The sequence below is a fragment of the Paenibacillus mobilis genome (assembly GCF_058267595.1).
In genome coordinates this window covers 157204-181501 of the sequence record NZ_JBZCMS010000008.1, presented here as the reverse complement: position 1 = coordinate 181501, position 24298 = coordinate 157204, and the positions used below count along the sequence as shown (strand labels likewise).

At 52.1% G+C, this 24298-nt stretch carries 21 protein-coding genes; 7 read left to right on the top strand and 14 right to left on the bottom strand.

All coding sequences use genetic code 11. The annotated features are described in order from the left end of the window. The first annotated feature begins 156 nt into the window (after nt 1-156). Nucleotides 157-570 carry a GntR family transcriptional regulator gene (locus AC3ZPD_RS16220; protein WP_490985327.1) on the top strand — a complete coding sequence of 138 codons (414 nt, stop codon included), beginning with the start codon at nt 157-159 and terminating at the stop codon, nt 568-570. Beyond that, nucleotides 567-1703 carry a DUF1648 domain-containing protein gene (locus AC3ZPD_RS16215; protein ID WP_490985326.1) on the top strand — a complete coding sequence of 379 codons (1137 nt, stop codon included), beginning with the start codon at nt 567-569 and terminating at the stop codon, nt 1701-1703. The genes AC3ZPD_RS16220 and AC3ZPD_RS16215 overlap by 4 nt, the downstream gene beginning before the upstream one ends. A 90-nt stretch (nt 1704-1793) precedes the next feature. Here the strand turns inward: AC3ZPD_RS16215 and AC3ZPD_RS16210 are convergent, their stop codons facing one another. Then, complete coding sequence (locus tag AC3ZPD_RS16210) at nt 1794-2537, bottom strand: IclR family transcriptional regulator (protein ID WP_490985325.1); 744 nt, start codon at nt 2535-2537, stop codon at nt 1794-1796. Between the two features lie 356 nt (nt 2538-2893). Between AC3ZPD_RS16210 and AC3ZPD_RS16205 the strand changes: the two genes are divergently transcribed. After that, entirely contained in the window at nt 2894-3790 is an 897-nt protein-coding gene (locus AC3ZPD_RS16205) for an alpha/beta hydrolase (RefSeq protein WP_490985366.1), read from the top strand. A gap of 122 nt (nt 3791-3912) precedes the next feature. Next, nucleotides 3913-5142, top strand: coding sequence for a Fe-Mn family superoxide dismutase (locus tag AC3ZPD_RS16200; protein WP_490985324.1), 1230 nt, complete (start codon nt 3913-3915; stop codon nt 5140-5142). A gap of 27 nt (nt 5143-5169) precedes the next feature. Here the strand turns inward: AC3ZPD_RS16200 and AC3ZPD_RS16195 are convergent, their stop codons facing one another. The 6 genes from AC3ZPD_RS16195 to AC3ZPD_RS16170 form a co-directional block, all read right to left on the bottom strand. After that, nucleotides 5170-6060, bottom strand: coding sequence for a lipoate--protein ligase family protein (locus AC3ZPD_RS16195; RefSeq protein WP_490985323.1), 891 nt, complete (start codon nt 6058-6060; stop codon nt 5170-5172). A gap of 135 nt (nt 6061-6195) precedes the next feature. Next, a complete protein-coding gene (gene folE / locus AC3ZPD_RS16190) occupies nt 6196-6789 on the bottom strand; it encodes a GTP cyclohydrolase I FolE (protein WP_490985322.1) in 594 nt (197 codons plus the stop codon). Between the two features lie 51 nt (nt 6790-6840). Then, on the bottom strand, nt 6841-7077 hold the full coding sequence (locus AC3ZPD_RS16185; protein ID WP_490985321.1) for a YneF family protein: 237 nt from the start codon (nt 7075-7077) through the stop codon (nt 6841-6843). 90 nt (nt 7078-7167) lie between these two features. After that, nucleotides 7168-8205 (bottom strand): HD-GYP domain-containing protein, encoded by a 1038-nt coding sequence (locus AC3ZPD_RS16180; protein WP_490985320.1) that lies wholly within the window; start codon nt 8203-8205, stop codon nt 7168-7170. After that, a complete protein-coding gene (queG, locus tag AC3ZPD_RS16175) occupies nt 8202-10103 on the bottom strand; it encodes a tRNA epoxyqueuosine(34) reductase QueG (RefSeq protein ID WP_490985319.1) in 1902 nt (633 codons plus the stop codon). Before queG ends, AC3ZPD_RS16180 begins: the two co-directional genes overlap by 4 nt. A 182-nt stretch (nt 10104-10285) precedes the next feature. Continuing rightward, on the bottom strand, nt 10286-10717 hold the full coding sequence (locus AC3ZPD_RS16170; protein ID WP_490985318.1) for a GNAT family N-acetyltransferase: 432 nt from the start codon (nt 10715-10717) through the stop codon (nt 10286-10288). Nucleotides 10718-11173: 456 nt separating this feature from the next. Between AC3ZPD_RS16170 and AC3ZPD_RS16165 the strand changes: the two genes are divergently transcribed. Then, nucleotides 11174-11785, top strand: coding sequence for a superoxide dismutase (locus tag AC3ZPD_RS16165; protein ID WP_490985317.1), 612 nt, complete (start codon nt 11174-11176; stop codon nt 11783-11785). A gap of 168 nt (nt 11786-11953) precedes the next feature. Here AC3ZPD_RS16165 and AC3ZPD_RS16160 read toward each other — a convergent pair whose 3' ends face one another. The 4 genes from AC3ZPD_RS16160 to acpS all read right to left on the bottom strand — a co-directional run bounded on the left by AC3ZPD_RS16160 (nt 11954) and on the right by acpS (nt 18627). Continuing rightward, the gene (locus AC3ZPD_RS16160; RefSeq protein ID WP_490985316.1) at nt 11954-14884 is read right to left on the bottom strand and encodes a DUF5704 domain-containing protein; all 2931 of its coding nucleotides are present in this window, start codon (nt 14882-14884) and stop codon (nt 11954-11956) included. 435 nt (nt 14885-15319) lie between these two features. Further along, nucleotides 15320-16603 (bottom strand): S-layer homology domain-containing protein, encoded by a 1284-nt coding sequence (locus tag AC3ZPD_RS16155; RefSeq protein ID WP_490985315.1) that lies wholly within the window; start codon nt 16601-16603, stop codon nt 15320-15322. Nucleotides 16604-16996: 393 nt separating this feature from the next. Further along, on the bottom strand, nt 16997-18199 hold the full coding sequence (mutY, locus tag AC3ZPD_RS16150) for an A/G-specific adenine glycosylase (protein WP_490985314.1): 1203 nt from the start codon (nt 18197-18199) through the stop codon (nt 16997-16999). Between the two features lie 38 nt (nt 18200-18237). Then, on the bottom strand, nt 18238-18627 hold the full coding sequence (gene acpS, locus AC3ZPD_RS16145) for a holo-ACP synthase (RefSeq protein WP_490985313.1): 390 nt from the start codon (nt 18625-18627) through the stop codon (nt 18238-18240). Between the two features lie 321 nt (nt 18628-18948). Between acpS and AC3ZPD_RS16140 the strand changes: the two genes are divergently transcribed. Beyond that, complete coding sequence (locus AC3ZPD_RS16140) at nt 18949-19437, top strand: GyrI-like domain-containing protein (RefSeq protein WP_490985312.1); 489 nt, start codon at nt 18949-18951, stop codon at nt 19435-19437. Nucleotides 19438-19526: 89 nt separating this feature from the next. On the opposite strand, the gene nadE is transcribed toward AC3ZPD_RS16140, so the two are convergent. From nadE to AC3ZPD_RS16125, 3 genes are all read right to left on the bottom strand, one after another. Continuing rightward, complete coding sequence (nadE, locus tag AC3ZPD_RS16135) at nt 19527-20336, bottom strand: NAD(+) synthase (RefSeq protein ID WP_490985311.1); 810 nt, start codon at nt 20334-20336, stop codon at nt 19527-19529. A 102-nt stretch (nt 20337-20438) separates the two neighbouring features. Then, entirely contained in the window at nt 20439-20873 is a 435-nt protein-coding gene (locus tag AC3ZPD_RS16130) for a BrxA/BrxB family bacilliredoxin (protein ID WP_490985310.1), read from the bottom strand. A gap of 167 nt (nt 20874-21040) precedes the next feature. After that, the gene (locus tag AC3ZPD_RS16125; RefSeq protein WP_490985309.1) at nt 21041-22747 is read right to left on the bottom strand and encodes a two-component system sensor histidine kinase NtrB; all 1707 of its coding nucleotides are present in this window, start codon (nt 22745-22747) and stop codon (nt 21041-21043) included. Nucleotides 22748-23016: 269 nt separating this feature from the next. Between AC3ZPD_RS16125 and AC3ZPD_RS16120 the strand changes: the two genes are divergently transcribed. Then, nucleotides 23017-24291, top strand: coding sequence for a BaiN/RdsA family NAD(P)/FAD-dependent oxidoreductase (locus AC3ZPD_RS16120; RefSeq protein WP_490985308.1), 1275 nt, complete (start codon nt 23017-23019; stop codon nt 24289-24291). Nucleotides 24292-24298: the final 7 nt, after the last annotated feature.

Genomic DNA, 24298 nt, shown 5'->3' with positions numbered 1-24298 from the left:
ATAACTTAATAATTATCGTTAACAAACAAGGCCTTCCGGCCGTTTGGGATTTTCCCTGCGGCGGAAGGCCTTGTTTGTTTTGCCCTTTACTCCTTCTGTTTTAACTGTTATATTTGTAGTATAACAGTTATGCAAAAAGGACGGTGATTCCCCGCCATGATCATACAGCTCGACATGCAATCCGATGTTCCCATTTACACCCAGCTCATGAACCAGATTGTGGAAGGCATTGCCGGAGGCAGGCTGAAGCCCGGTGAAGCACTTCCTTCCGTACGCAATCTTGCGTCGGATATCGGGGTGAATCTGCATACCGTCAATAAAGCCTATACGCTTCTCAAGCAGGAGGGTTATATCCAAATCCACCGGCAGAAAGGCGTTGTCGTCCAGCCGGACGGCCTGCCCGGATTGACGACGGAATTCCTGTCCAAGCAGCAGGAGCAGCTTCGTCCGCTCATTGCCGAATGCATTTTACGGGGCATGAATTTAAACGACCTTTTGGACCAGGTCAAACAGCTGTACGAACAAATCTCGCCTTCCCCGCCCCAATCAGGAAAGGAGCTTACGCCATGAACACTATTAACGTTGCTTTGTTCTGTCTGATCTTTCTCCCGATCTCCATTCTCCAGATTGCGCTTCCTTATTTAACCCGGAAAACGGTCAGCTTCGGCATTACCGTCAGCGAGGGGGTATGGGACAGTCCGTCTGTTGCGGACATGCGGAAACGTTATGCTTTGCTGAGTACGGTATTTTGCCTGATTTTAGGTTTCGCCTTCGGGCTTGCTGCCGTTCAGATGAATGAGAACATATTAGGAGCTGCCATTGCGGGTTTTGCATTCGTCCTCCTGATCGGCACTTTTGGGCTGCATCTGTATTTTTACGGCAAAATGAAAACCTTGAAGGCTTCTCTTCCCGCGCCGGCCGCATCGGGCAAAACGACGCTTCTTCTGGACACTTCTTTCCGCAGGCAGCGGCTTGTCTTGTCCAACAAATGGTACCTGATCCACCTGGCGATCATCATCGCCTGCGCGGTTTTTACCCTGGCTCAATATGACCACATTCCGCAGCAGATCCCGATGCATTATGACCTTTATGGCAACATCGACCGGCTGGACAGCAAATCGATCCGCCTGGTGCTGTTCCCCAACCTGCTTCAGCTCTTTATGACGGGCCTGCTGCTCTTCATTAACTTCATTATTTACAAATCGAAGCAGCAGCTGAACCCGGCCGATCCGGAGGAATCGTCCAGAACAAACGCCCTTTTCCGCCGCCGCTGGTCGGTCTTCAATTTTGCGATGAGCCTTCTGCTGGTGCTGCTGTTCTTCTTCATGCAGCTTACGATGATTTACTCCATCGATCCGAAATGGATCGGCCCCGTCGCTATGGCCGTCCCGCTCCTGATCGTAGCCGGCTCCATCTGGCTCTCCTTCTCCACCGGTCAAAGCGGAAACCGGCTGGACCGCAAACGGCTGGACCGCAAAACCGGAGCATTGGCTGGAGCACCCGGCAAGCCCTCCACGCTCCCCGTTGACGATGACCGGCATTGGAAGCTAGGGGGCAGCACGTATTACAACCCGGATGACCCGTCCCTTTTTATCGAAAAAAGAGTCGGCATCGGCTGGACCGTCAATTTTGCGCAGCCGCTGGCCTGGGTGTTTGTGCTTGCCCCGTTTGCGATTATCGGGCTGCTGCTTCTTTTTCTATAAAACCTTTATGAAATTCTGTCCCCTAACAAGAAAAAGACGGCCGGGTTCTTCGGAACCCCTTGCCGTCTTTTTTGACTCCTTGCCGCTTGTTTAGGGCAGCATATACCCCATTTCCCTGGCGGCTTCCGCCAGGATCGGGCCAAGTTCCTCCAGCTTCTCACGGTTAAGCCGGCTGACCGGGCCCGATACCGAAAGGGCCGCCGCCAATTGGCCGGAACGCCCGAAGATCGGCGCCGCTACCGCGGAAGCACCGGGTTCCCGTTCCTCGTAGCTGGTCGCATAACCCTGCTTCCGGATTTCCTCCAGCTGCTGCCGGTACTGTTCCCGGTTTACGTTTGCCGGCCAATCGGGTCCGTTAAGCAGCGATTCCATATAAGCCTCCCCCGCAAAAGCCACCAGCACTTTGCTTGATGCACCTACATAAAGGGGCAGCCTTGCACCTACCGGGGCAACGCGGCGGATCGCCTGATTGCTCTGCACCGCCTGAATTCGCAGACGATCACTCCCGTCACGCAAATACAGGCTTACAGTCTCCCCTACCGAGTCTCGCAGCTTTTCCATGCCGGGCAGCAGCAGCACCGCGGGATCGTCATTGTGGTTCAGATGGGCCGACAGCTCCCAAATCTTCATCCCCAGCCGGTATTTCTCCGTCGCGTTGTCGCGGATGACAAATCCCCGCTCTTCGAGCGTGGTCAGCAGGCGGTGCACCGTGCTTTTATGCAGGGAAATTTCCGCGGCAATTTCCGTCAGCCCCATCTCTTCCGATTTGGTAAAACACATCAATATATCAAGCGCCCGCTCAACAGCGCGGACGGTCAGTTTTCGGTCTTCCATCTCCCAACCCCTCTTTAGTTTCATACTATGAAACATGGTTACATAAATTATAAACGTTACCGGCCATTCCGTCCACAACCCATATATCCTGCAAATGCCTGTCCGGCATTGACTTTAGGGCATCTCAAGCTTACGATATCTAATATTGAAAAGCATAAAACGCTTTTATTCGACATATTACGATCTATTCGAGAACCTTACCGCAAAGGAGGGACTCCATGAATAATACAACGGGCCAAAGAGAACCAGCCCGGCCGGAGCCGGACATTGAGTCCTTTTCCGAATTGGACGCCGGGGCCGAAGGGCTTATCCCCCCGAAGTTCATTAAACTGAAGCATGTCCTGATTGCCTTAGGCATGTCGGTGTTATTTTTCTTTATTTTCTGCTTTATCGTCCTGCACGGGTTTATTGCCTGGGTTTTATCCAATCCTACGGTTGCGCCGCTTTATTCCAATCCGAAGCTGGCTAAAAACATGGAATATGAAAATGTAACCTTTCAGGCGCTCGACAACAGCCGGACGATGAACGGCTGGTACATTCCCTCGCCCGGCTCCAACAAAACCATCGTTTTCAGCCACGGGTATGGGGCCAACCGGGAGGAGACCTGGATTCCGATGTATGATCTGGCGCATTTCGCCCACCAGCTTAATTTCAACGTGCTGATGTTTGATTACGGCTTTGCCGCCCAGAACAGTAAAGAGGTGGCTACCGGAGGCAAAAAAGAAGCCCAGCAGCTGCTGGGAGCCATTCAGTACGTAAAGCAAAAAGGAGCCAAGGAAATCGTCGTCTGGGGATTTTCAATGGGTGCGGGAACCGCGCTTCAGGCTGGTCTGAGGACCAACGACATCAGCGCCATGATTCTGGACAGCACGTTCCTGCTGGAGCCGGATACGTTGTACCATAACCTTAAGCAGCACCTGCCGCTGCCGGAGCATCCTTCGCTCGAGATCCTCGAGATGATGCTCCCGATTCTGAACGGCACCAGCCTGCGGCAAATTCCGTACCCGGAAGTGAAAAAGGAGGATTATCCGTTCCCCATCTATTTCATTCACGGTACGGAGGACGAGAAAGCCCCTTACCCGATTGCGGAAAAACTCGCCGCCAACCAGACCAACCCGATTTCCGGCGTATGGATCGTGGAGGGAGCGCACCATGAGCTGATCTTCCGCGAACATTCCCGGGAATACCTGCGCCGGGTTTCGACTTTCCTCGGACAAGTCAACGCCTCGTTGAACCCGCCTGCTTCCAAATAGAACTGCCGGCAGGCAGGCGGATACACGGAATCCTAAAAAAGCTTACAAAACCAGTTATAGGTCAACCCCTTCGGCGCATATTCCTGAAATATAACCATATGCCGGAAGGGGTTTTTCTATCCATGTTATTTGTATACGGCCCTTATCTGCCGCTTCGCGTGCTGGAGGAAATCCGGTTCTGGAAGCTGCAGGAGAAAGAGCATGTTGATGTTATAAAAGCGATTGTGCCGTCCCTCGAGCCCGTTTACATCAATCTGCTGGACGATTGGGCCAAAGTTTTCGGAGATACGGAGTCCGCCGCCGATTCATTGCTGCAATACGCGATTGCCGCTCCTGTGCAGCAGCAGCCCAATCCGGAGCTGGTGAAGCAGACCGAAAGGCTTCTTGCTGCGTCTTTCAGACAATCACAGGAGTGGATCCGCCAGCTGGATGCGATCCTTCAGCAATCCGAAGCGGTGAAAACGGTGCCGCTCGCCAAAGCCGTATTGCTTCACATCATCCGGGAATCGGAGTATTTCCTGTCCGTGCTGGAAACGCTGAACCAGCCCGGTCTGATCTCGCAGGCCGCCTCCAAGGTTCCGCCAGCCGCAGACCCTTATCATCTGCAGCCTAACCCGAGATACGAATTTTACTCCCGCAAACTGGAGCAGGATCTAAACCGGGAAGCCGCAGAGCAGGCCTCTGCGTCAGCCGCCGTTTCCCCGGGGGAACGCGTCAGGGATGGCGCGGTTTCGATCGGCGGGCACAAGCTGCCGCCGCTTCCGTACCCGTATAACGGGCTTGAGCCGTATATCGATGAGGCGACGGTGCGGATTCATCATGACAAACATCATCTGACTTATGTAGAAGATCTGAACAAAGCGGAGAAAAAGCTGGAGGAAGCCCGCGCAACCGGCAATTTTGACCTGATCAAACATTGGGAACGCGAGCTGGCCTTTAACGGTGCCGGGCATTATCTGCATACGATCTATTGGGATACAATGAACCCGAAAGGCGGAGGAAGGCCAAGCGGAGCGCTGGCCGAACAAATCAACCGGGATTTTGGCAGCTTCGAAGCCTTCCACGCCCAATTCTCGCAAGCTGCCGAGAAGGTGGAGGGCGGCGGCTGGGCTATCCTGGTCTGGAGCCCGCGGGCCCGGCGGCTCGAGATTCTTCAAGCCGAAAAACATCAAAACCTTTCGCAGTGGGATGTCGTTCCACTGCTGCCGATCGATGTTTGGGAGCATTCTTATTACCTCAAACACCAAAACAAACGGCCCGATTACATCAAAGACTGGTGGAACGTCGTCTATTGGCCGGCGGTGCTTGAACGCTTCATGCATGCCCGCCAGCTTCAATGGCGCCCTTTTTAAAAATTTCCTTCAGTCAGGTTTATTAGCCTAGCCGTCATAACGGCTGCGCATGCCTGCTTTGAGCTGCGCCAAGGCCCCTGCGGGCACCGTAAACGCCGTAAATGCCGACTCCGAGCCCGGCGACGCTTCGGCAGTTCCCTGAGCCTCCGTGGCCGGGGCTGCTTCCACGGCGCCAAACCGCTCCATCGCCGTCTGCTTGAGCGAAGCGATAAACGCTTCGGCGGAAGGTACGCCGGCCAGCTCTCCCAAGCCGGCCATCGTCCCGCCTGTCACCAACGGAAAGCCCTCCTGCCGTCCGCAGGAGGCTTCTTCATAGAAATGGCGGACAAACCCCGCCATTTCATCGCCGTTCCCGCTTACGATGACGAAAGCAGTCAAAATGTACGCCTTCAGCTGCCGGCGCTGGGCGATCCCGCAAAACTTGCGGCCGCCGATGCTGATGTCGTAGTCGCCGGGACAAAACGCGCCGGCGATTTCGCCGGCGACCGTGTCCCCCGACCACGGCTGCACGGCGCCGCTGATAAAATCGGCCATCCGGGCAAAATCGCGGTGAATGTTCAGCTCTCCCGGCTGATGCGGGAGAATCAGCGACACATTCACCACCCCCGGATGAAGCACGACGGCTGCGCCGCCGGACGGTCTGACGCAGACCGACCAGCCTTCGCCGCGCAGCCGCTCCATCGCTGCCGGTGCCCCCGGCAGCCGCCGGTCCCGCAGGCCCAGCACCATGGCCTGGGGGTGGCGCCAGATATGCAGCAAAGGCGGGCCGCCTTCGCCGGTTTTTTTACAGAAATATTCCTCCCAGGCAAACGGATCCAAAATATCCTGCCCCGCTTGAAGCGGTGCCTCTACAATCGTTAGCGTTTGCTTTAAAGAGCCTCCTTCCGAAAGAAGGCTGTCCATCCTACCGCCTGTCATCCCCAATTCCCCCAATCTCCTTTGCAATTTTCAGCCTCCGGATATTTACTTAAACCTTCTTTCCTTTCAAAAAGGCCCTGCCCAAAATAGGGCAGGACCTTCATATTCCGACTTAAGCGGGTTTTCCTTTAACGCTCAGCCCTTGATCAGCGACAAAAACTCCGAACGTGACGCGGAGTCCGTACGGAAAGTACCGCGCACCGCGGAAGTTACCGTTTTGCTTCCCGGTTTCTTAACCCCCCGCGAGCACATACACAGATGTTCGCCTTCGACCACGACCATAACGCCCTGCGGTTTCAGCACCTCGTCCATCAAATCCGCGATCTGCGAAGTGATGCGTTCCTGCACCTGCAAGCGGCGAGTTACCGCCTCGACCAGACGGGCCAGCTTGCTGAGTCCCGCAATACGCCCGCTTGGGATGTAACCGATATGCACTTTCCCGAAAAACGGTGCCATATGATGCTCGCATTGGCTGTAATAAACGATATCTTTGACAATGACAAGCTCTTCATGATTTTCTTCAAAGGTTACCCCAAGCACGTCGCGAGGATCGACCTCATAACCCGCAAAAATCTCTTCATACATGCGGGTTACGCGAGCCGGGGTATCCAGCAGGCCTTCACGCTCCACGTTCTCGCCGACCAGCTTCAGGATTTCCCTGACGTGGTGTTCGATCTGCTCGCGGTTTTTGCCGACCTGCGTGTTCAAATAGTCTTTTACACCTGCCATAATTCCTGCGCCCCCTTTTGCCCGGTCTTCCCAAGAAAGCCGGGTGTTTATTTATCTTTTTTTCCGGCCTGCACCAGGCTTAGGCACTTGTTGGTTTTTCATCATTTGCTGCGCGCGCTGCATCTGCTTTCCGTTCAGGTTGTATCCCATCTGCTTAGCCATTTGCTGCAGCATTTGCGGATCACTTTGCATTTTTGTCAGCTGTCTGCGCAGATAAAAAACGCCAATGGCGAAACCGCCGACAAGGCCGACAATCAGTGTAATAATCGGAATAATATAATCCCACATTGGTTATAAGCCACCCCTGTAATGTTCAATTCTTCGTGCAGAGCACTAGATTTTATAATAGCATTGTTTGTCCGGCGGTAGCAAATGAAATTACGACAAAACCGCCTCTATAAATACCGTCGTTTCGCTAGATAAATCGATCTCCTTAATCTCCAGATCTTCATCCGTCTTGCGTGCGACACGAATGACCGGGCGGCCAGGCAGACCCCGGTGCTGCCGGACGACCACACCTGATTCCTTGGTGGACAGCCTGACGGACGTTCCGTTCGGATAAACGGAAATGATCCGCATAAACTCCACCAGAATGTCCCGGTCGAGCGCTCGTTCGGAGGCCGCCATCAGCCTTTCGCATGCTTCATGCGGCAGCAGTGGCGGAATGCCTTTTTCCGAGTCTCCGCTGATCAAGTTATCGTAGGTGTTGGCGACCGCAACGATTTTGGCATATTGGTGGATCGCATCACCCGTAATGCCGCGGGGCGCCCCCGTTCCGTTCAGCTTTTCATGATGCTGCAGGGCGATATGGGCTACCAGCAGGCTCCATTCCCTTTTCTGCCTAAGCAGCTCGTAGCCGCGCCAGGAATGATGCTCTTTTCCTTTTTCCAGCGGCATTTTATCTTCGGGAATGCTTTTGCCGATGTCGTGCAGCAGCGCTCCAATCGCTAATTCCTTTAACTGTGACGGATTTAGCTGCAAATTGATGCCGACCAACGAAGAAATCAGGCAGACGTTAAGCGCATGAATATACTGAGCATTGTCTGCGGTCCGGATATCCGCGAGATGAAGCGCAACATCCTTATTTTCCAATACGCCGTCCAGCAGCATGTCCACGTTATTCGACACCGAAACCGTGTTGAAGTCTTTGCCGGATTTGATGGATTGGGAAATGCCGTGCATCTCTTTGAAAATGGCCTGCTTTAATTTGGGGCTGACCACTTCCTCTTCGATCGCCACATCCTCATACATCTCGTCTTCAATATAAAGCACCGTTACGCCAATCCGGTTCAGTGTGCTGATCATATATACGGTCAGTTGAATCCCCGCAGACAGCAGCACAGTCCCGTTGGCGGAATAAACCGTTTTGCCCAGAATTTGACCGGGTTCTATATCCTCGATCGTGACGTATTTCATTTTCGTATCCCCCGTTGTTCCAAGGCAAGCAGGCTCTCCTTGATTTCGATTCCTCCGCCATATCCCGTCATCGAACCATTAGCCCCTATCACACGGTGGCAAGGAACAATAACAGGCAGAGGATTGCGGTTGTTGGCTCCTCCGACGGCACGTACCGCCTGAGGTTGTCCGATCCGCTCTGCAATATCTTTATAGGAAGCCGTTTTTCCATAAGGAACGCTCAGCAGCGCTTCCCAAACCTTCAATTGAAACGCCGTGCCTTTCATATCCAGCTCCAGGTCAAATTCGGTCCGTTCCCCCGAAAAATAAGACTTAAGCTGCTCCAGGCTTTCCTCAAGCTCACCTGATGAGTACACCAGCGCCGTATGGGGCACATATTTGGACGCCCAGTTCAGCACCTTTTCCCGGGTCTCTTCGATTCCCCCGAATTCGATCAGGCAGATGCCTTTCGGGCTTTTTACCACGGTAAGCGGGCCGATGGGAGAAGCCATTTCATCATAATATAAAACTTCAAGGGCTGTCTGCATTTGCGCGGACTTTTTGACAGGACCTTCAAGCAGGGTTGGGGCCGGCACTTGGGGTTGTTCCTTGACCGGTTCCTGAGTTTGTTCCCCAGCTTGTTCCCGATCTTGCTCCTGATCTTGTTCCCGGGCCCGCTCTTGATTCTTCCCGTTAGCCCGATTCCCCGCCCCTTTCGGTTCCGGATCCCGTTCAGCCGCTGCTCGCAGCTGGGTCTGCGCTTCTTTGATATAGGTTAAAACCATTTCATCGCGTTCGCTGTCCAGCGCCTTGTTCATCGCTTCTATGGCGTCTTCTCCTCCAATCCGGCTGATTGCCCATGCAGCCGTTCCCCGAAGCTCCGGTCTCGGATCCTCGAACAGCACTTCTATTAATTTCGGCAGGGACGCGCGGTCTTTGAAGTTTCCGAGCGCAATCACCGCATTCCGCTGGATCGGTTTCTTGCCGCGCCAGGCGGCGGCGCTTTGGCCAAAACGGTCTTTAAACTCGCGGTTGCTCATGTCAAGCAGCGGCAGCAGGAGCGGTTTGGCGATCTCCGGGTCGGGCTGGAGCTCCGGCCGGTGGTCCCAATGTTTTCCCCGGTTCTTTGGGCAGACCATCTGACAGGTATCGCAGCCGTACAAGCGATTGCCGATCTTGCGCATAAATTCATCGCTGAGAAACCCTTTGGTCTGGGTCAGAAAAGAAACGCAGCGCTGGGCGTTGAGCATCCCGTCTCCAAGCAGCGCGCCTGTAGGGCAGGCGTCAAGGCATTTAGTGCATTCCCCGCAGTCCTCCAGCACGGGCGGATCAGGCTCAAAAGGCAAATTCGTAATCATCTCGCCCAGATAAATCCATGAGCCCCAGGTCGGGGAGATGATGAGGCCGTTATGCCCGCTAAAACCGATTCCGGCCCGCTGAGCGACCGCACGGTCATTCAGCACCCCCGTATCCACCATGCTTTCGATCCGCACATCCGGCACACGTTCCCTTATAAAGTCAGCCAGCTTATCCATCGCTTCGCGCAGCACCGTGTGGTAATCCCGGCCCCATGCCGATCTCGCCAAAATGCCGCGGGTTTTGCCCGGCTCCGATTTTGGCGGATTCACCATTTTAGAAGGATAAGCAACGGCAATCGCAATGATGGACTCGGCTTCGGCCATAGTCAGCTTGGGATCCACCCGTTTGTCGATGTCCTTTTCCTCAAATCCGGACTCGTAGCCCTTCTCGCGGATCTCCTCCAAAATCGGCTTCAGGGCAAAAAAAGGATCGGCGGTCGTAAAACCGACAGCGTCGATGCCGAGGTCAAAAGCGGCTGCTTTGATTTCCTCCTTCAGCCATCCCCAGTCTGCAGAATCGCCTTTCTTATTCAGTTGAATGCGGGGATCTTGCCGGTTCAAAAACCATCACCTCTTGTATTATTCATAAAGCCATAAGGCCGGCCATCCAACCGGCGATATAGTCTAAAAGGCATAGTGCCATAATAATAGAAAAGCATATCTCCACTCCGATTGCAACGGATGGAAATATGCTATAACGAAAGAAAAATCCGGTTAAGTTCTATAATTTTCTGGTTCTGTACCTAAGACAAAGAACGGACGGCAGCAATGCTTAGCTTTTGAAAAGCCTCCAGCATGCGGCCCGCATAACCCATTGCTTCATACAGAGGCATGGCAGCTTTGTTGTGCTCGTCGCCCGCAACGACAATGTTGTTCACATTACGCTGCTGGAAACGCTGCTCCATAGCTTGTACAAGAGCTTTGCCGACGCCGCGGCGGCGGTGTTCAGGATGCACGGCAACCCGGTAAATGCAGCCCAGGTTCTGGTCGATCGTACCGATCAACGCGCCGATGATTTCTTCCTCGTCTTCCATTACCATAATCAGTTCGGAATCAAAGGAAAGCTGTCTGGCAAAAGCACGTCTGGTATCTTCATAGCATTCTTCAGACAACGACACCTGCAAAAGTTCTGTAACATGAGTAGCATCACTCAATTGAAAGGAACGAACCCGCATGCTTGTAATCTCCCTCTTCTTCTGCATGATAGACTTATGTAAAATACAGGACGGGTTTTACATAAATCAATGTCCGGAAATCCTGACAAAAATCGATAAATATCGGTTTCACTAGTAATTAAACCACAATTATCTCCCGATTACACGCATTTTCTTCTGAAAGCGCTTTATATTAAACGCTTACATTTTGTGTGATTTTTAACCTTGTGTTAAATCGGAAATAGAAGGAAAATTTAATATTTACATTCTATTGATTTTACGATAATAAAAGCTAAATACTCACTCATTTGCGGGAAAGAAAACAGGCAAAAATCTCCTATACACTGATTGGGCAATACCAAAAATGGGTAATATAATGAAGGCCTTTTCTCAGACGAGATTTGGGCGGCTCTGGGAACTTCTCAATGGACAGTACTCAGGTTTTAAAAATCTAACCAAGCTCAGGAGGTATTCGCAATGGCTCATGAATTACCGGCTCTGCCTTATCCTGCAAACGCACTAGAACCTCATATCGATGAGCAGACTATGGTCATCCATCACGACCGCCATCACAATACGTACGTAACCAACTTGAACAACGCTCTGGAGAGCGCACCGGACCTGCAAAACAAAAGTGTCGAGGACCTGATTTCCAATCTCGGCACCGTTCCGGAAAATATCCGCACGGCCGTCCGCAATAACGGCGGCGGCCATGCCAACCACACCTTGTTCTGGAACGTAATCGGTCCAAACGGCGGCGGTTCGCCAACAGGCGAAGTCGCATCCGCAATCGACAGCGACTTGGGCGGTTTCGACAAATTCAAGGAAGATTTCACAAAAGCCGCTACGACCCGCTTTGGCAGCGGCTGGGCTTGGCTTGTTGTAGGCAAAGACGGCAAGCTGGCGGTAACCAGCACGCCGAACCAGGACAACCCGCTGATGGAAGGCCAAACTCCGATCCTGGGACTGGACGTTTGGGAACACGCCTACTATTTGAAATATCAAAACAAACGTCCGGATTATATCGCCGCATTCTGGAACGTCATCAACTGGGACGAAGTTAATAAACGTTATTTGGCGGCACGCTAAATCTGAACATGCGCAAGCAAAAGCATAGAAATTACCCTCGTCTGTTAAGACGAGGGTAATTTTGCGTTCGCCGTTAGAAGCAGACATCCGCTCCAAACCTTCATTTTGTGCCGAAAATGCCGCATAAGTTAACAATGGTTCTGCCAAACCGCAGGAAGGGTTCTGGTTCTAATGCGTAACCATGGGCCGAAAATCATCGCGACTGGAAAGCCCCGCCTCATAAAACATAACGTCCCCGTCCTTCAGCTTAAAAATATGTCCTTCCGCATCCGCTGTCTGCTGATCATACCCCTCAAGCCGCCACTGATTCATCAGCGGGGTTTGCAGATATTTTAATCTAGGCCGTCCTGCTGCAAGGGTTTCGATATTGAAGTTGACGATTATGAAGCCGTTTTTCAGGAAAATGTCGGATTGCTCGGACAGCCCGCCATGCGTGCGTCCGAATTCCGCCAAATTCGTTCCTTGTCTGGTCACATAAACGCCGGCGGGCAGGCTGTATTCCCCGTACCATTTTTGAACGGCGGCCAAAGCCCGCTGCGGATCTACAGAGGCAGGAATCCCGCTTTTCGGACCAACATACGTCCTTAAATCTCCGGTCAGTTGCAGACCATGATATGTCCCTTCAGGCGCGGCGCGTTTAGCGAACACCTGGATAAACCGGTTTACGAACGCTTCCCGGCTCAAACCCGCAATTTCGTTAAATGTATAGTCATGATCATAACGGTACAAAGCCGTGTCGATCAGTTCCGTCTCCGGTACGTTCCGCATCGGCTCGTTCAGGACAACGCCGCGTTCCACCCGGTCTTCCGCCGAGCCGATGCGGATAAATTTCCGTTCCCCGCTGTGGTAATAGAGATCCACCGGAAAACGGGTGCTCCCGTCCGTACTTACGAAATCAAACGACGGTGTGATCCGGATACCGTCCTGATCGGTAAACAGATTGCCTTTGGTTTTCAGGTCAAAACGGAACGTATAGCCCGTCTTGACCGCAACGTTCCGGTAGGCGGAGTCCGGATGGCTTCCCGGGTGAACCGGCAGCTTAAAAGGAGCCGCATTGCCGCGAGGCTCCCCGTCGATGCCGCGAAGCCCCACCCAATAAGCCGCGCCGGTGGACATCAGCTTGCCGATTTCGGTGCGGAACACATTTTCCCAATTATAATCCGTAATATCGGTTAGCCGGAAATCGTACAGCCGTCCTATCACCTCGATATCCAGGCTGTTCATGGCCACATGATTGGCTAAATCCAGATTTGCGGCCGTTTGCCAGGTAAAGTTGGCCGGAGCATTTTCCGAAATAGCACGGAAGGAAACGGTATAGCTGCCTTCATCGACCCAGGTCGGCAGTTGAAACGCAACTTGCTCCATACCGATCGGGATGTCGATCCAGGTGTTTGCCCGAATGTATTGGCTTTTCCCGGCATTCCACACATCAAATGGAAACAGAACCTGCTTATACGCCGTGTATTTGGCATAATCCCGGCTCCCGTAACCCGGATAATTCTGATGTTGGCCGCTTGTCGGCAGCGTTACTGTAAACGGCCTGTCCAAAATCAGAGCCGCTCGCGAAACGCCTGGCGTTATCCGTTGGTTGTGGGCCTGATCATCCGAAATTGCCGGATACATAACGACCGGAGTGTGAACCGTGACGCTGTTTATTCCCCCAATCGAAAAGGATTTATCAGCACCGCCGTTGATATTTCCAGGGAGAAGGCTGTAATGCAGCGTTCCCGTGGTCGGGTTATTCCGCTTATTCATTAAGGTTTTACTGACCGTGTACCCGGACTGATAAAGAACATCCTGACCAATCCGGATCGGCTGAGGAATGGAACCGGGAACCGGTGCCAATCCGGTCGCTCGTGTGTCGCTCATCACTGTGGTTCCGTTAAAAACAACACGATCATTTTTCACCTGAACCTGCTGGACTTGCGACTCGGCCTCCGACTGAAAAAGCCCTCTTTCCTGCGGGGTAGGCGGCTCGTTTGCCCCTCCGGAAACCTCCTGGGTTCCTAAATCGACCGCATTGCAGGCGGAAGGATAAACATGGGCATTAACGCTGGCGTTATTTTGCGCGTTTATTGTGGGGGCCGTATAACCTGACGGATTCAAGGTAACGGCACCTCCGTAACCTCCAAGCGCATAATTGGCAAGCGCAGCCTCGGCCAGTTTATACACCTCGAGATTATCGATCAGCCAGTAGCTGTAATTCCGTTTTACGGTCATCGTTTGCTCGACGGATACGTTCGTTTCTTTAGGCTCAGGCGGTTTGCCAGGATCATCCGGTCCCTTGCCCGGTTCGCCGGGAAGGGTCCAGGTTTTGTGGTACGTCTTTTTCACCGGTACCGAATAGGTTACGCTCCCCATCATGTTGACCCATCTGTTCTGAAACAGATAACTTTTGCCGAAGACATTGGCATATAGACTCTCTGACGTCGGAATGCCTTTCAGGACATCAAACCTCTCCGCCCCCCGGTTGTCCGCCTTCAGGACGCCGCTGGCGTCAGGATCCAGCGCCGAACCGGATGAAACCGTTCCGCGGGACGGGCTCCCGATGCTGTAGGTGCAGCTTCCGCCAGGCCCCCCGCCTCCAGGATCGTCACCGCCGTCGTCTCCCTCGTCCCCAACCGTAACCGTGGTGCTGGTGGTCAGGTGGAACCCGTCTTTTACCCATAAAACCGTGATAGTCGTTGTTCCTTTTCCTACTGCCTTCACCATGCCGGACGGGCCCACCGTAGCGACAGATTGATTAGATGATGACCATGTCATTTCCCCGCCGCTGCCGGTATTTACGTTGGTTTCGGGGCCGAAGTCTCCGTCGCCTGTTTTGGTTTTTACAGTGGCATTCAGCTGTTTGGATTGACCGGTCGCTATTGTTCCACCATCGGTAAGAGTGATTTCTTTGGTGGTTTCGGCAAGGGCTCTCCAGTAGATGTCGGTGTGAAAAATATAGTTCGCTTGATATTTAGGAGCATTGTAAATATAATATTCGGTTGGTTCAATTATTCCTCCAATTTGTGCTGTAAATCTAACTCGTTTTCCTGTGAAAGAGTCCACACTTACGAGGATTGGATCGCCTTCATGATAGAGTCGGTCATTGTCCATGTAAAAAGGCATTAAAGAATTAGTTGTAATATCTCCTTTTGAAATAGGTTGATCTGAACTATTTTTATATTCTACTGGTACATATTGAGGCGAGCTAAGATCTAAATCTACACAAACAGTTGATGAAACCGGCTTATTTGTCGAACTAATATTGGCCAACTTTTGCCCATTACACTCCCCATCAACACTCCAACTTAAATTGTCCAGCTGATAAATATAGATTCCTAAATTCGATGTTCCAAAGCCTTCAACTGGAGTTACCTTTTTTTGTAATTTCGCTGGAATGGAGGGTTGGAAATAAGTTGTTTCCAATGGCGGTTTTACTCCTGGGCCTCCTTTGCCAAAGGCAACATGATTGGGTAAGGAGATGGAAATAACGATAATAAAGAAAAAGTACATTCTCAAACAAGATTTCCAATTCAAAAAACTCCACCTTTATTTGTTTTCTGGTCTTACCCAATAGTTAATCCCATCTTTAGATGTGAGTTTTATCTCTGGGTCAAGAGATTTATCAAAATGTAGAAGTCCTTCACCCCAATAAACGGGTTTTTTAGAATTGAATAATTTACCAAATGCCACGTCGTACTCTTCTATTTTAGGTATAGAGTATGCTTCAGAAGACTTGGATTTGGGAGATAATAAGCTATCGATTGTGGAATTGTTCAGTAAACTTCCAGCTTGAAGGCGGGTCATCGTCCCTTTAATAGTCATATCAAACTCAGCGAAGGAATAGTAATCCCCCCTCAATAAATTATTTTCCCCTTCATCCAGGAATACTGGGTAATAAATGCTTCTTTTTTCCCCGGTAGCATAAGGGCTAATAACGATCCAGTTTTTCACCTTAACATCTGCATAGTTAGTAACTGTAACTAACTCTTTATTTCTCACCTTGGAGAAGTCATCTGTGATTTTAGCTTTGTCATAATAATCATCGTCGTAATAGGTAAACATGTCCCTAGAAATCACCTTATACTTCGGAGCAATCACCTTCAAATTCGTCCCCGTAAGTCCCACTTCTCTCAGCTCCTGCAGCCCCTGGAAATCGGACGGCTGCTTTTTGGCGGCGGACTCGTAGCGGGCAATTAAAACGGCTACTTCGGCGCGGGTGGTGGTCCGATTGATGCCGAACTCTTTGTCATCGCCGACGCTCATTAAGCCTGTACCCATGGCAACGGCTACGGCATTTTTCCGGTTGGCAGGCAGCTTCCCTGTAAAATACTCTTTAGCCGGCACCACCGTGTTGGTAACGTCCTGCAACGCCGTTTTGTATTCCGCATTTACTTTCGCCAAGCCATTTGTTAACCAAACAGCCAGCTCCCCCCGGGATAAAGGCGCATTGGCATTCAGCTTCCCGCCATATTGAGCGGGGTCGATGAACCCTTTTTGCACTGCCGCCTTAACTCCTTCTTCGGCCCAAGCCGGAAGATCCGTAAAAATGGTGCTGGCGGAAGAATCCGCCGGTTGGCCGCTGAGCCTGCCCAAAATCGATGCCATTTCGGCTTTCGTAACGGCTGCCCCCGGCTGAAAACTTCCGTCGGCATATCCCTTGAAGTAACCTGCCGTAACCGCAGATTGAATAGCCGAAGCCGCCCAATGCCCAGCAGGCACATCCTTAAACGTTCCGGTGTCGGCCGCCGACACCGGGGTTTTACCATAAGTCCCGATACTGCCAGCTGCCAATGCACCGATAACAAATGCGATTAGAATCTTTTTTTTCATTCGCGATTAGTCTCCTTTCTTCGGTCCATGCTTCATCGTTCATGCTTTCCGGCGGTTCTGCCTTGAAACTCAATCTAACCCATTTCGCCCCTGCTCTTCCTGTGGTTTTACGCTTGCACGAAGTCTCTCCCGTCCCTTTCCCTCCTTTTCCTGGTCCAAATCTGCTTCCTTGCTTATGTAATCTTCAAAAAATGCCATCCAAACTCCCCCAAACGCAAAAAGAACACCCCGGGCAGCCATATGCCTGTGCCGGAGGTGTTCTTCACCATGGATAATTTTGGGTAAATAGTTTGTTCTTGTATTATAACTTGCTAAATGGATTTTGACTACAGAAAAATTTCCAACTCCAAAAAAAGCCCAGCGAACGTGTTCCAGCCGTTAGAAAGAAGTGACTTAAAGCTCTTCTTGTTCCTCTTCTTCCATCTCATCGAAGTAATGGTTCAGGATGCGCAGAAACACGTTTGGAAAAGCCAGCTCCTCCATGTCCTCGCGCGTAATCCAGCGCGTAGGAGCCGGGGCGGCATCCCCTGTCCCGCCGCCAATTTCATAGGCCGCTGCGGCTTCAGCGGCCAAAAGCCCCGTGGAAGCGTCACACGCTTCAGCCTGCCGGAACCTGAACACGCGCAGGTTCCAATGGATATGGCTGAAGGTGTGCTCCGCTTCCATGTAAGGGCCAAGCGGCCGGGCGGGCATCCCTTCGGCCGCAAGAGCGGCGGCCAGGCGGTCCATAGCCGGACCTTCCGGCAGGCCGCCCCCTTCCCCCGGCTGATCGTGGACAGCCGGGACATGGGGCAGCTCCCACATCCGTGCGAGCAGCCCCGTTGCCGCGCGCTGGCGCACAAGCACGCGGCCTTCCTCCGCCCCCGTCCCCTCCACCAAGGCCGTCAGCCTGAATTCGGGACGGGGTTTCTTGGCTTTGGTTTTGACCGGAAGCTGGGCTTCCACGCCGGCGAGCCGTCCTTGACAGTGCTCCATTACGGGGCAGGTCATGCAGTGCGGAGACTTCGGCGTACAAACCAAAGCGCCAAGCTCCATAAGCGCCTGGTTAAAGTCGGTCGCTCTGCCTTCCGGAATCAGCCGGGCCGCCAGCGCCTCCATCCGCACCCGGGTGGCAGGCTTCATAATATCGTCTTCCAACAGGAAATAACGGGACAAAACGCGCATCACATTGCCGTCTACCGCCGGTTCCGGCCGGCCGAAAGCAATGCTCAGGATCGCGCCAGCCGTATAAGGGCCTACCCCTTTTAATGCCGAAACGGACGCCTTGTCGTCGGGGACTTGTCCCCCGTGGCGCTCTACGACCTGCCGGGCCGCCGCTTGAAGATTGCGGGCGCGAGAATAATACCCCAGCCCTTCCCAGCACTTTAACACATCCTCTTCAGGTGCCAACGCCAAGTCGGTAAGGGTCGGAAACCGTTCGATAAAGCGGTGAAAATAAGGAATAACCGTATCCACCCGCGTCTGCTGCAGCATGATTTCCGACACCCAGATATAATAAGGATCACGGTGCCTGCGCCAAGGCAGATCCCGTTTGGCGGTTTCATACCAGGCCAACAATCCGTTACTAAAATAGTTTTCTATATTCACTTCAGACACTCTGTTTATTCTCTCCCTCTTTTTTTACTTCCATAGAATCAAGCACGCTCCAGTACGCAAAAAGCCGATGCCAAGCTGCGCTCATGGGTAATGCTGATGTGAATGGTCAGCCGCTTGTCTTCCGGCCAGCCAAGCCTCGCCCATGCCTCGTCATTTAAAGTCACACCGGGTTTCCCTGCCAGATCCGGCAAAATTTCGATATCTTCAAAAGACAGCTTTCCGCCGATGCCGCACCCAAAAGCTTTGGACACCGCCTCCTTGGCCGCAAATCTTCCGGCCGCAAATTCGGCTTTCCTGGCCGCTGCCCCGGGCAGTTCCCGCTCTGCGGGAGTCAAAATCCGCCGCAGCAGTCTTTCGCCGGAATGTCCTTTTAAAATCCGGTCCATCCGTTCTATTTCAACTACGTCATGCCCGATTCCGTAAATCAATCCCGCACTTCCTTCCAGTTAGCCGTAAACGAACGGCCATTCGCACAATCTACGCTTCATTGTATCAGGAGAGATCCAGGGATGCGAGTCCCCCGCAAATACAGGTATAATTAACCGATTGTGTTTATAGCAAAAAAAGACAAGACAACGTGAGGTCTCCTTCTTATACTTGAAACATGACCGGTCTGGAGGAGTTTCATGAATAACAAAGCGATCATTCAGCGCGTTTAATGATATAGAAGATCATTTGGATGAGGAGCTGACGCTGGCAGAGCTTGCCGAGCCAGCCCCCAGCACCACAATGAAGGGAGAAATTGGAAGATGGAATTTAAACAGGTAACCCTGCCTGCAACACGAATAATCGGCTACCGGATTGAAACGACTATCGATAACGGACAAAACCACAAAGACATCCCCGCTTTCTGGCAGCACTACATCCAAAACAAGCTGTGGGAAAACATCCCCGGCAAGCTAAACAACGTTGAGCTTGGCGTCTGCACGGAAAACACCGAAGAAGGAAAATTCGGCTATGTGATCGGCTACCAGGTCGCTTCAGAAACCGCCGTGCCGGAGGGCCTGGTTGAATATTTCATTCCGGAGCAGGAATATGCCGTATTTACGACGCCTAAAGTTAGTCCGGACCGGTTTGCGGATTCGATCCAGAACACCTGGAATTACATTTTTAGCGAATGGTTTCCGCAGTCCGGCTTCGAACACGCTATGGCACCGGAGATTGAATGGTACGATGAACGCTCCATGACGGACGGAGACAAAGAAATGGACATCTATGTGCCAATCAAATCCGCTTAAACCCTGTCTAAAAAAAGCAAAAGCTTCCTCGCTGAATCCGCGGGGAAGCTTTTTTTAACCGGCTAAGTTTTTTAGTTCGTGAACTAAACTTAAATGCCCGGAATGCTGGTGCGTTTATGTTCCGTTCTCTGATAGAAGTTCTCGAGAATTCCCTTGGCTTTCGGATCGATCTCTTTGCCTTCCAGGTAATCGCTGTTCGCTTCATAAGTCACGCCGAGTTCGCCTTCGTCCGTTTGCCCTTCCCAAAGTCCGGCCGTCGGCGCTTTATCCAGGATTTCCTGCGGTACGCCCACATGAGCGGCAACCTGGCGGATTTGGCGTTTGTTGAGCGTGCTGAGCGGCGTAATATCCACGGCGCCGTCGCCCCATTTGGTATAAAAGCCCGTCAAAGCTTCGGAGGCATGGTCAGTGCCGACTACAAGCAGCTGCAGCTCAAACGCAAGGGCATATTGCGTAACCATCCGCATGCGCGCTTTGATGTTGCCTTTGCCCTGATGCGTCATATGGCGGGACTGGCCAAGCTTTTTCAAGCCGTGTTCCACTTCCAGCGCCACTTCATCCACCGCTTCCTGGATGTTGGTTTCGACGACGTGTTTCAAGTCGAATTTCTTGGCTACCGAGTAGCTGTGCTCGATGTCCTCTTGTTCGCCGTAAGGCTGAAAAACACCAAGCGTAATGTATTCCTCGCCGTTTTCCGCCGTCAGCTCGTCCGTTGCCTGTTTGCAAAGCGCCGCGGCCACAGCGCTGTCGATGCCGCCACTGATGGCGATCAGCAAACCTTTGGTATGGGAACGGGTTACATAATCCTTCAGAAAGTCAACACGTTTGCGCACTTCGGCTGCCGGGTCAATGCTCGGTTTTACGCCCAGCTTCTCGATAATCTCCTGCTGCAAGCTCATGTTCTCACTCACTCCTTAAAATAAATGATATGTATAACTTAACGCCCTGCAGCCGCATGAATCATGCTGACAGCAGGGCGCTCGACATCGCTTGCGCGAATATTAAAGACAGTGACGTTCAAAAGCCTCAACCAGATCACTTGCGATTTCAAGCGCAGAATGATCTTCGATTTGATGGCGCTCGATGAAATGCACCAGTTCTCCGTCCTTCATTAAAGCGATGGATGGGGACGATGGAGGATACGGAGCGAAGTATTCACGGGCTTTCGCCGTAGCTTCCTTATCCTGACCGGCAAAGACGGTGTAAAGATGATCCGGCTGAACGCCATGCTCAAGCGCTTGCACAACCCCTGGACGAGCCTGGCCTGCCGCGCAGCCGCAAACCGAATTGACTACAACCAGAGCCGTACCCTGCATGGAAGTCAATTTCTCTTCCACTTCCTCAGGCGTACGCAGTTCTTCGATGCCTGCACGGGTCAATTCGTCCCGCATCGGCTGAACCATATCTCTCATATATTGATCAAAAGACATTGCCATTTTAACATTCACTCCTTATGCTTGGCATAACTGAATTCCGGCAGAACTTGGTTTGCCGATTCTATTTTATTATACCTTCCTAAAGGAGGAAATCAACTCATACGCCATTATAATATGGCCCATCCTTGGTCCGGATATCCATCTTTTTTCCGGTCTGTCTGGCGGGTTCATCCTGCTTTGGTCGGATCGGGGAAAAGGATTGAAAACGTCGTCCCTACGCCCACCTCGGAATCCACGCTGACCTTTCCGTTATGGCGCTCGACGATGCTTTTGCATAAAGCCAGGCCAAGCCCGGTTCCTTTGGCTTTGGTCGTGAAGAACGGCTGAAATAAATTCTCCCGTTTGTTCGGCGGGATGCCGGGTCCGGTGTCGCTCACCAGCAGCTCTACGCCAGCCGGTACCCTTCTTGTCTCCAGCGTAAGAAGCCCCTTATCCTCCATCGCTTCCATCCCGTTTCGGCACAGGTTCAAAATCAGCTGTTTGATTTCCTTGGGATTCAGCTCCAGCTTCGGAATATGCTCATCCAGCTTCACCTCGATGCTTTGGCCGCGCAGGTTCGCATCCGCCCACAGCAGCGGCGTCAATTCATGGATGATGTCATCCAGGGAGGTAGCTTCCTTTCGGACCGGACGATTTTGGGCTAGGGACAAAAAGTCGTTAATAATGCTGTTAGCCCGGTCTAGCTCCTCTAATACGATCCGATAGTAGTGGTCCAGGGAAGCCGGGCTTTTCTCCCTCATCAGCTGCAGGAATCCCCGCACTACGGCCATCGGATTTCGGATCTCATGCGTAATGCCCGCCGCCATTTGTCCGACCAAGCTAAGCCGGTCCACATTGTTTAGCTCGAGCCGGAGCGTCTCAAGCTCCGTAATGTCCTGCACCACAACAACTGCCCCGATGACCTCTTCGGAATGCCCTTTAATAATAGGGGAAATACTGGTGAACAGCATCGTTTCCTGAATTTGAATGAGCTCGCTGACCGCAGACTTCTCCTCAAAAATCAGGGCAAGACCCGCTTCCATCTGATCGATGTTAATTTGAAGGGATCTCAGTACCGGCGCCAAAGGCTGGCCGAGCAGATCCTCTCGAACGGCGTCGGATTTAATCTGCCTGAACAGCTTCAAAAAGGTTTGATTCAGCATCGTGATGTTGCCCTCACGGTCAAGCAGCGCTACCGAAAGCGGAGTAGCGTCCATCATCTGCTGCATTTTCTCCTCTTCTCGGTAATATTTGCGGGACAAGGTTTCAAGCTGAAACTGGTATTTGCGTTTGTCCAAGGTTTCTTCAATGACATGAACGAGAATAAGGCCGGCAAGAATCATAAGAAACGTATTCGAATAAGCGGAAAAGATCAGTGAAAAATTGTTTTCCATACCTTCATTATGTAGAAAAAACGGAGAAGCTGTTGAAAGCATTGAGCCTGCCAGCAAAAACAAAGCGAGCATGCCTGACTTCCCCTTTCGGGTCAGGGTCAGGAACCGGTTTCTTGAAAGAAGCACCAGCGGAAAAATCAACAGTCCTGTATTTAGCAGGAAATCGGACAAGGTCCAGACTTCCTCGTTAAGGATATATAAAACAAGCTGCACAGCAGCCAAGGTCACCGAATAGACCAGCTTTTCATACAGCATTGCCGCAAACAACGGAACCATTCCGTAGGCCAAGGGAATTACCCCATAAAGTTTCGTTGTAAAAATGGAGGAGAAAATCATACTTATAGCACAGGTTACTGCCAGCACAACATGATAGCTCAATCGCCTTTTCAAGTCCTGCTCTTGCCGGAACAGGACATCCGCTTTCTCATACAGCAGCGGAAATAAGATCGCCGGCGTAAGAGCAAGCAGAAACAGAAACAGCATTTCCTGAACTGCGCTCAATAATTATCCCTCCTTAGCGGGATGTATAGACATATATATTCAATTGAATTAAATCACAAGCGACAATATTTTACAATAATTCTTGGCTGTCGAATAAAGCTATCAAAGGGATTTCTTTGCGAAACGTAAGCTTTTAAGAGAGGCAGGGTTGACTTTATCCGGTTAATTTGAAAACATCAGCTTATACGCAAGCAAGACGATGCTGTACATTGAACCGATAATTGACCGCTGGATCTTAACGCGTCAATTAAGATTAAGAAAGGATCGTTATGAACAAATACGATGTAATAGTTATAGGGGGAGGCCCCTCCGGGCTTATGGCCGCCATAGGCGCCGCGCAGCAGGGCGCATCCGTCGCACTGCTGGACAAGGGAGACAAGCTGGGCCGAAAGCTGGGTATTTCAGGCGGGGGCCGCTGCAATGTGACCAATGCCAAGGACACCGATGAGCTGATTCGCTTTATTCCCGGCAACGGAAGATTTTTATATAGCTCTCTTAACCGATTTGGCAGCAATGAAATCATAGACTTTTTTCAGGGGCTTGGCATCCGACTAAAGGAGGAGGATAATGGGCGAATGTTCCCGGTCTCCGATAAAGCCAAAACCGTAGTGGACGCGCTGATTGGCAGGGCTGCGGGGCTTGGTGTGGAGCTGCGCGTCCATTCCGCCGTACGGGGCCTTCTCAGCGGCCCGGAAGGAATTCGGGGAGTTGAACTGCAGAATGGGGATAAAGTCCCGGCCAGAGCCGTCATTGTAGCTACAGGCGGAAGATCCGTTCCCCATACCGGCTCGACCGGAGACGGGTATCCCTGGGCGGAAGCCGCCGGGCATACGATTACCGAGCTGTACCCGACAGAAGTACCGATCACCTCGGCGGAGCCTTTCATTAAAAGCAAAGAGCTGCAGGGCCTGTCGCTTCGGGATGTGGAGCTGGCCGTGCTTGACCCGAAAGGCAAAAAGGTCATTGCCCACCGGGGAGACATGATTTTTACCCATTTCGGTTTATCCGGCCCGATCGCCCTCCGGTGCAGTCAATTCATCCGGCAGGTGCGGAAAAAGCACAAAATTCCGGAAGCAACGCTGGCCATCGACCTGTTCCCGGACCGTCCGGCCGAGGAAGCAGGAGCCTGGCTCCGGGGACAGGCGCAGAATGAGCCCAAAAAAGCGCTAAAAAACGTATTTAAGGGGACCCTTCCCGAACGCCTGCTGCCTTTGCTCTTTCAACGGGCCGAGCTTTCGCCGGATACGACGTTTGAGCATTTGCCGAAAGAACCTTGGTCAGCGTTTATTAAGGAGGTAAAGTCGTTCCGCATTCAAGCGAACGGCACGCGGCCGTTTGAGGAGGCTTTCGTCACCGGAGGCGGCGTAAATTTAAAAGAAATCGACCCGTCCACGATGCAGTCGAAGTTTATGCCGGGTCTTTATTTCTGCGGGGAAATTCTGGACGTTCACGGCTATACGGGCGGCTATAATATCACCGCGGCCTTTTCTACCGGTCATACGGCCGGATCACACGCTGGAGAAACCACCCTGCAAAACCGGTGATGCCTAT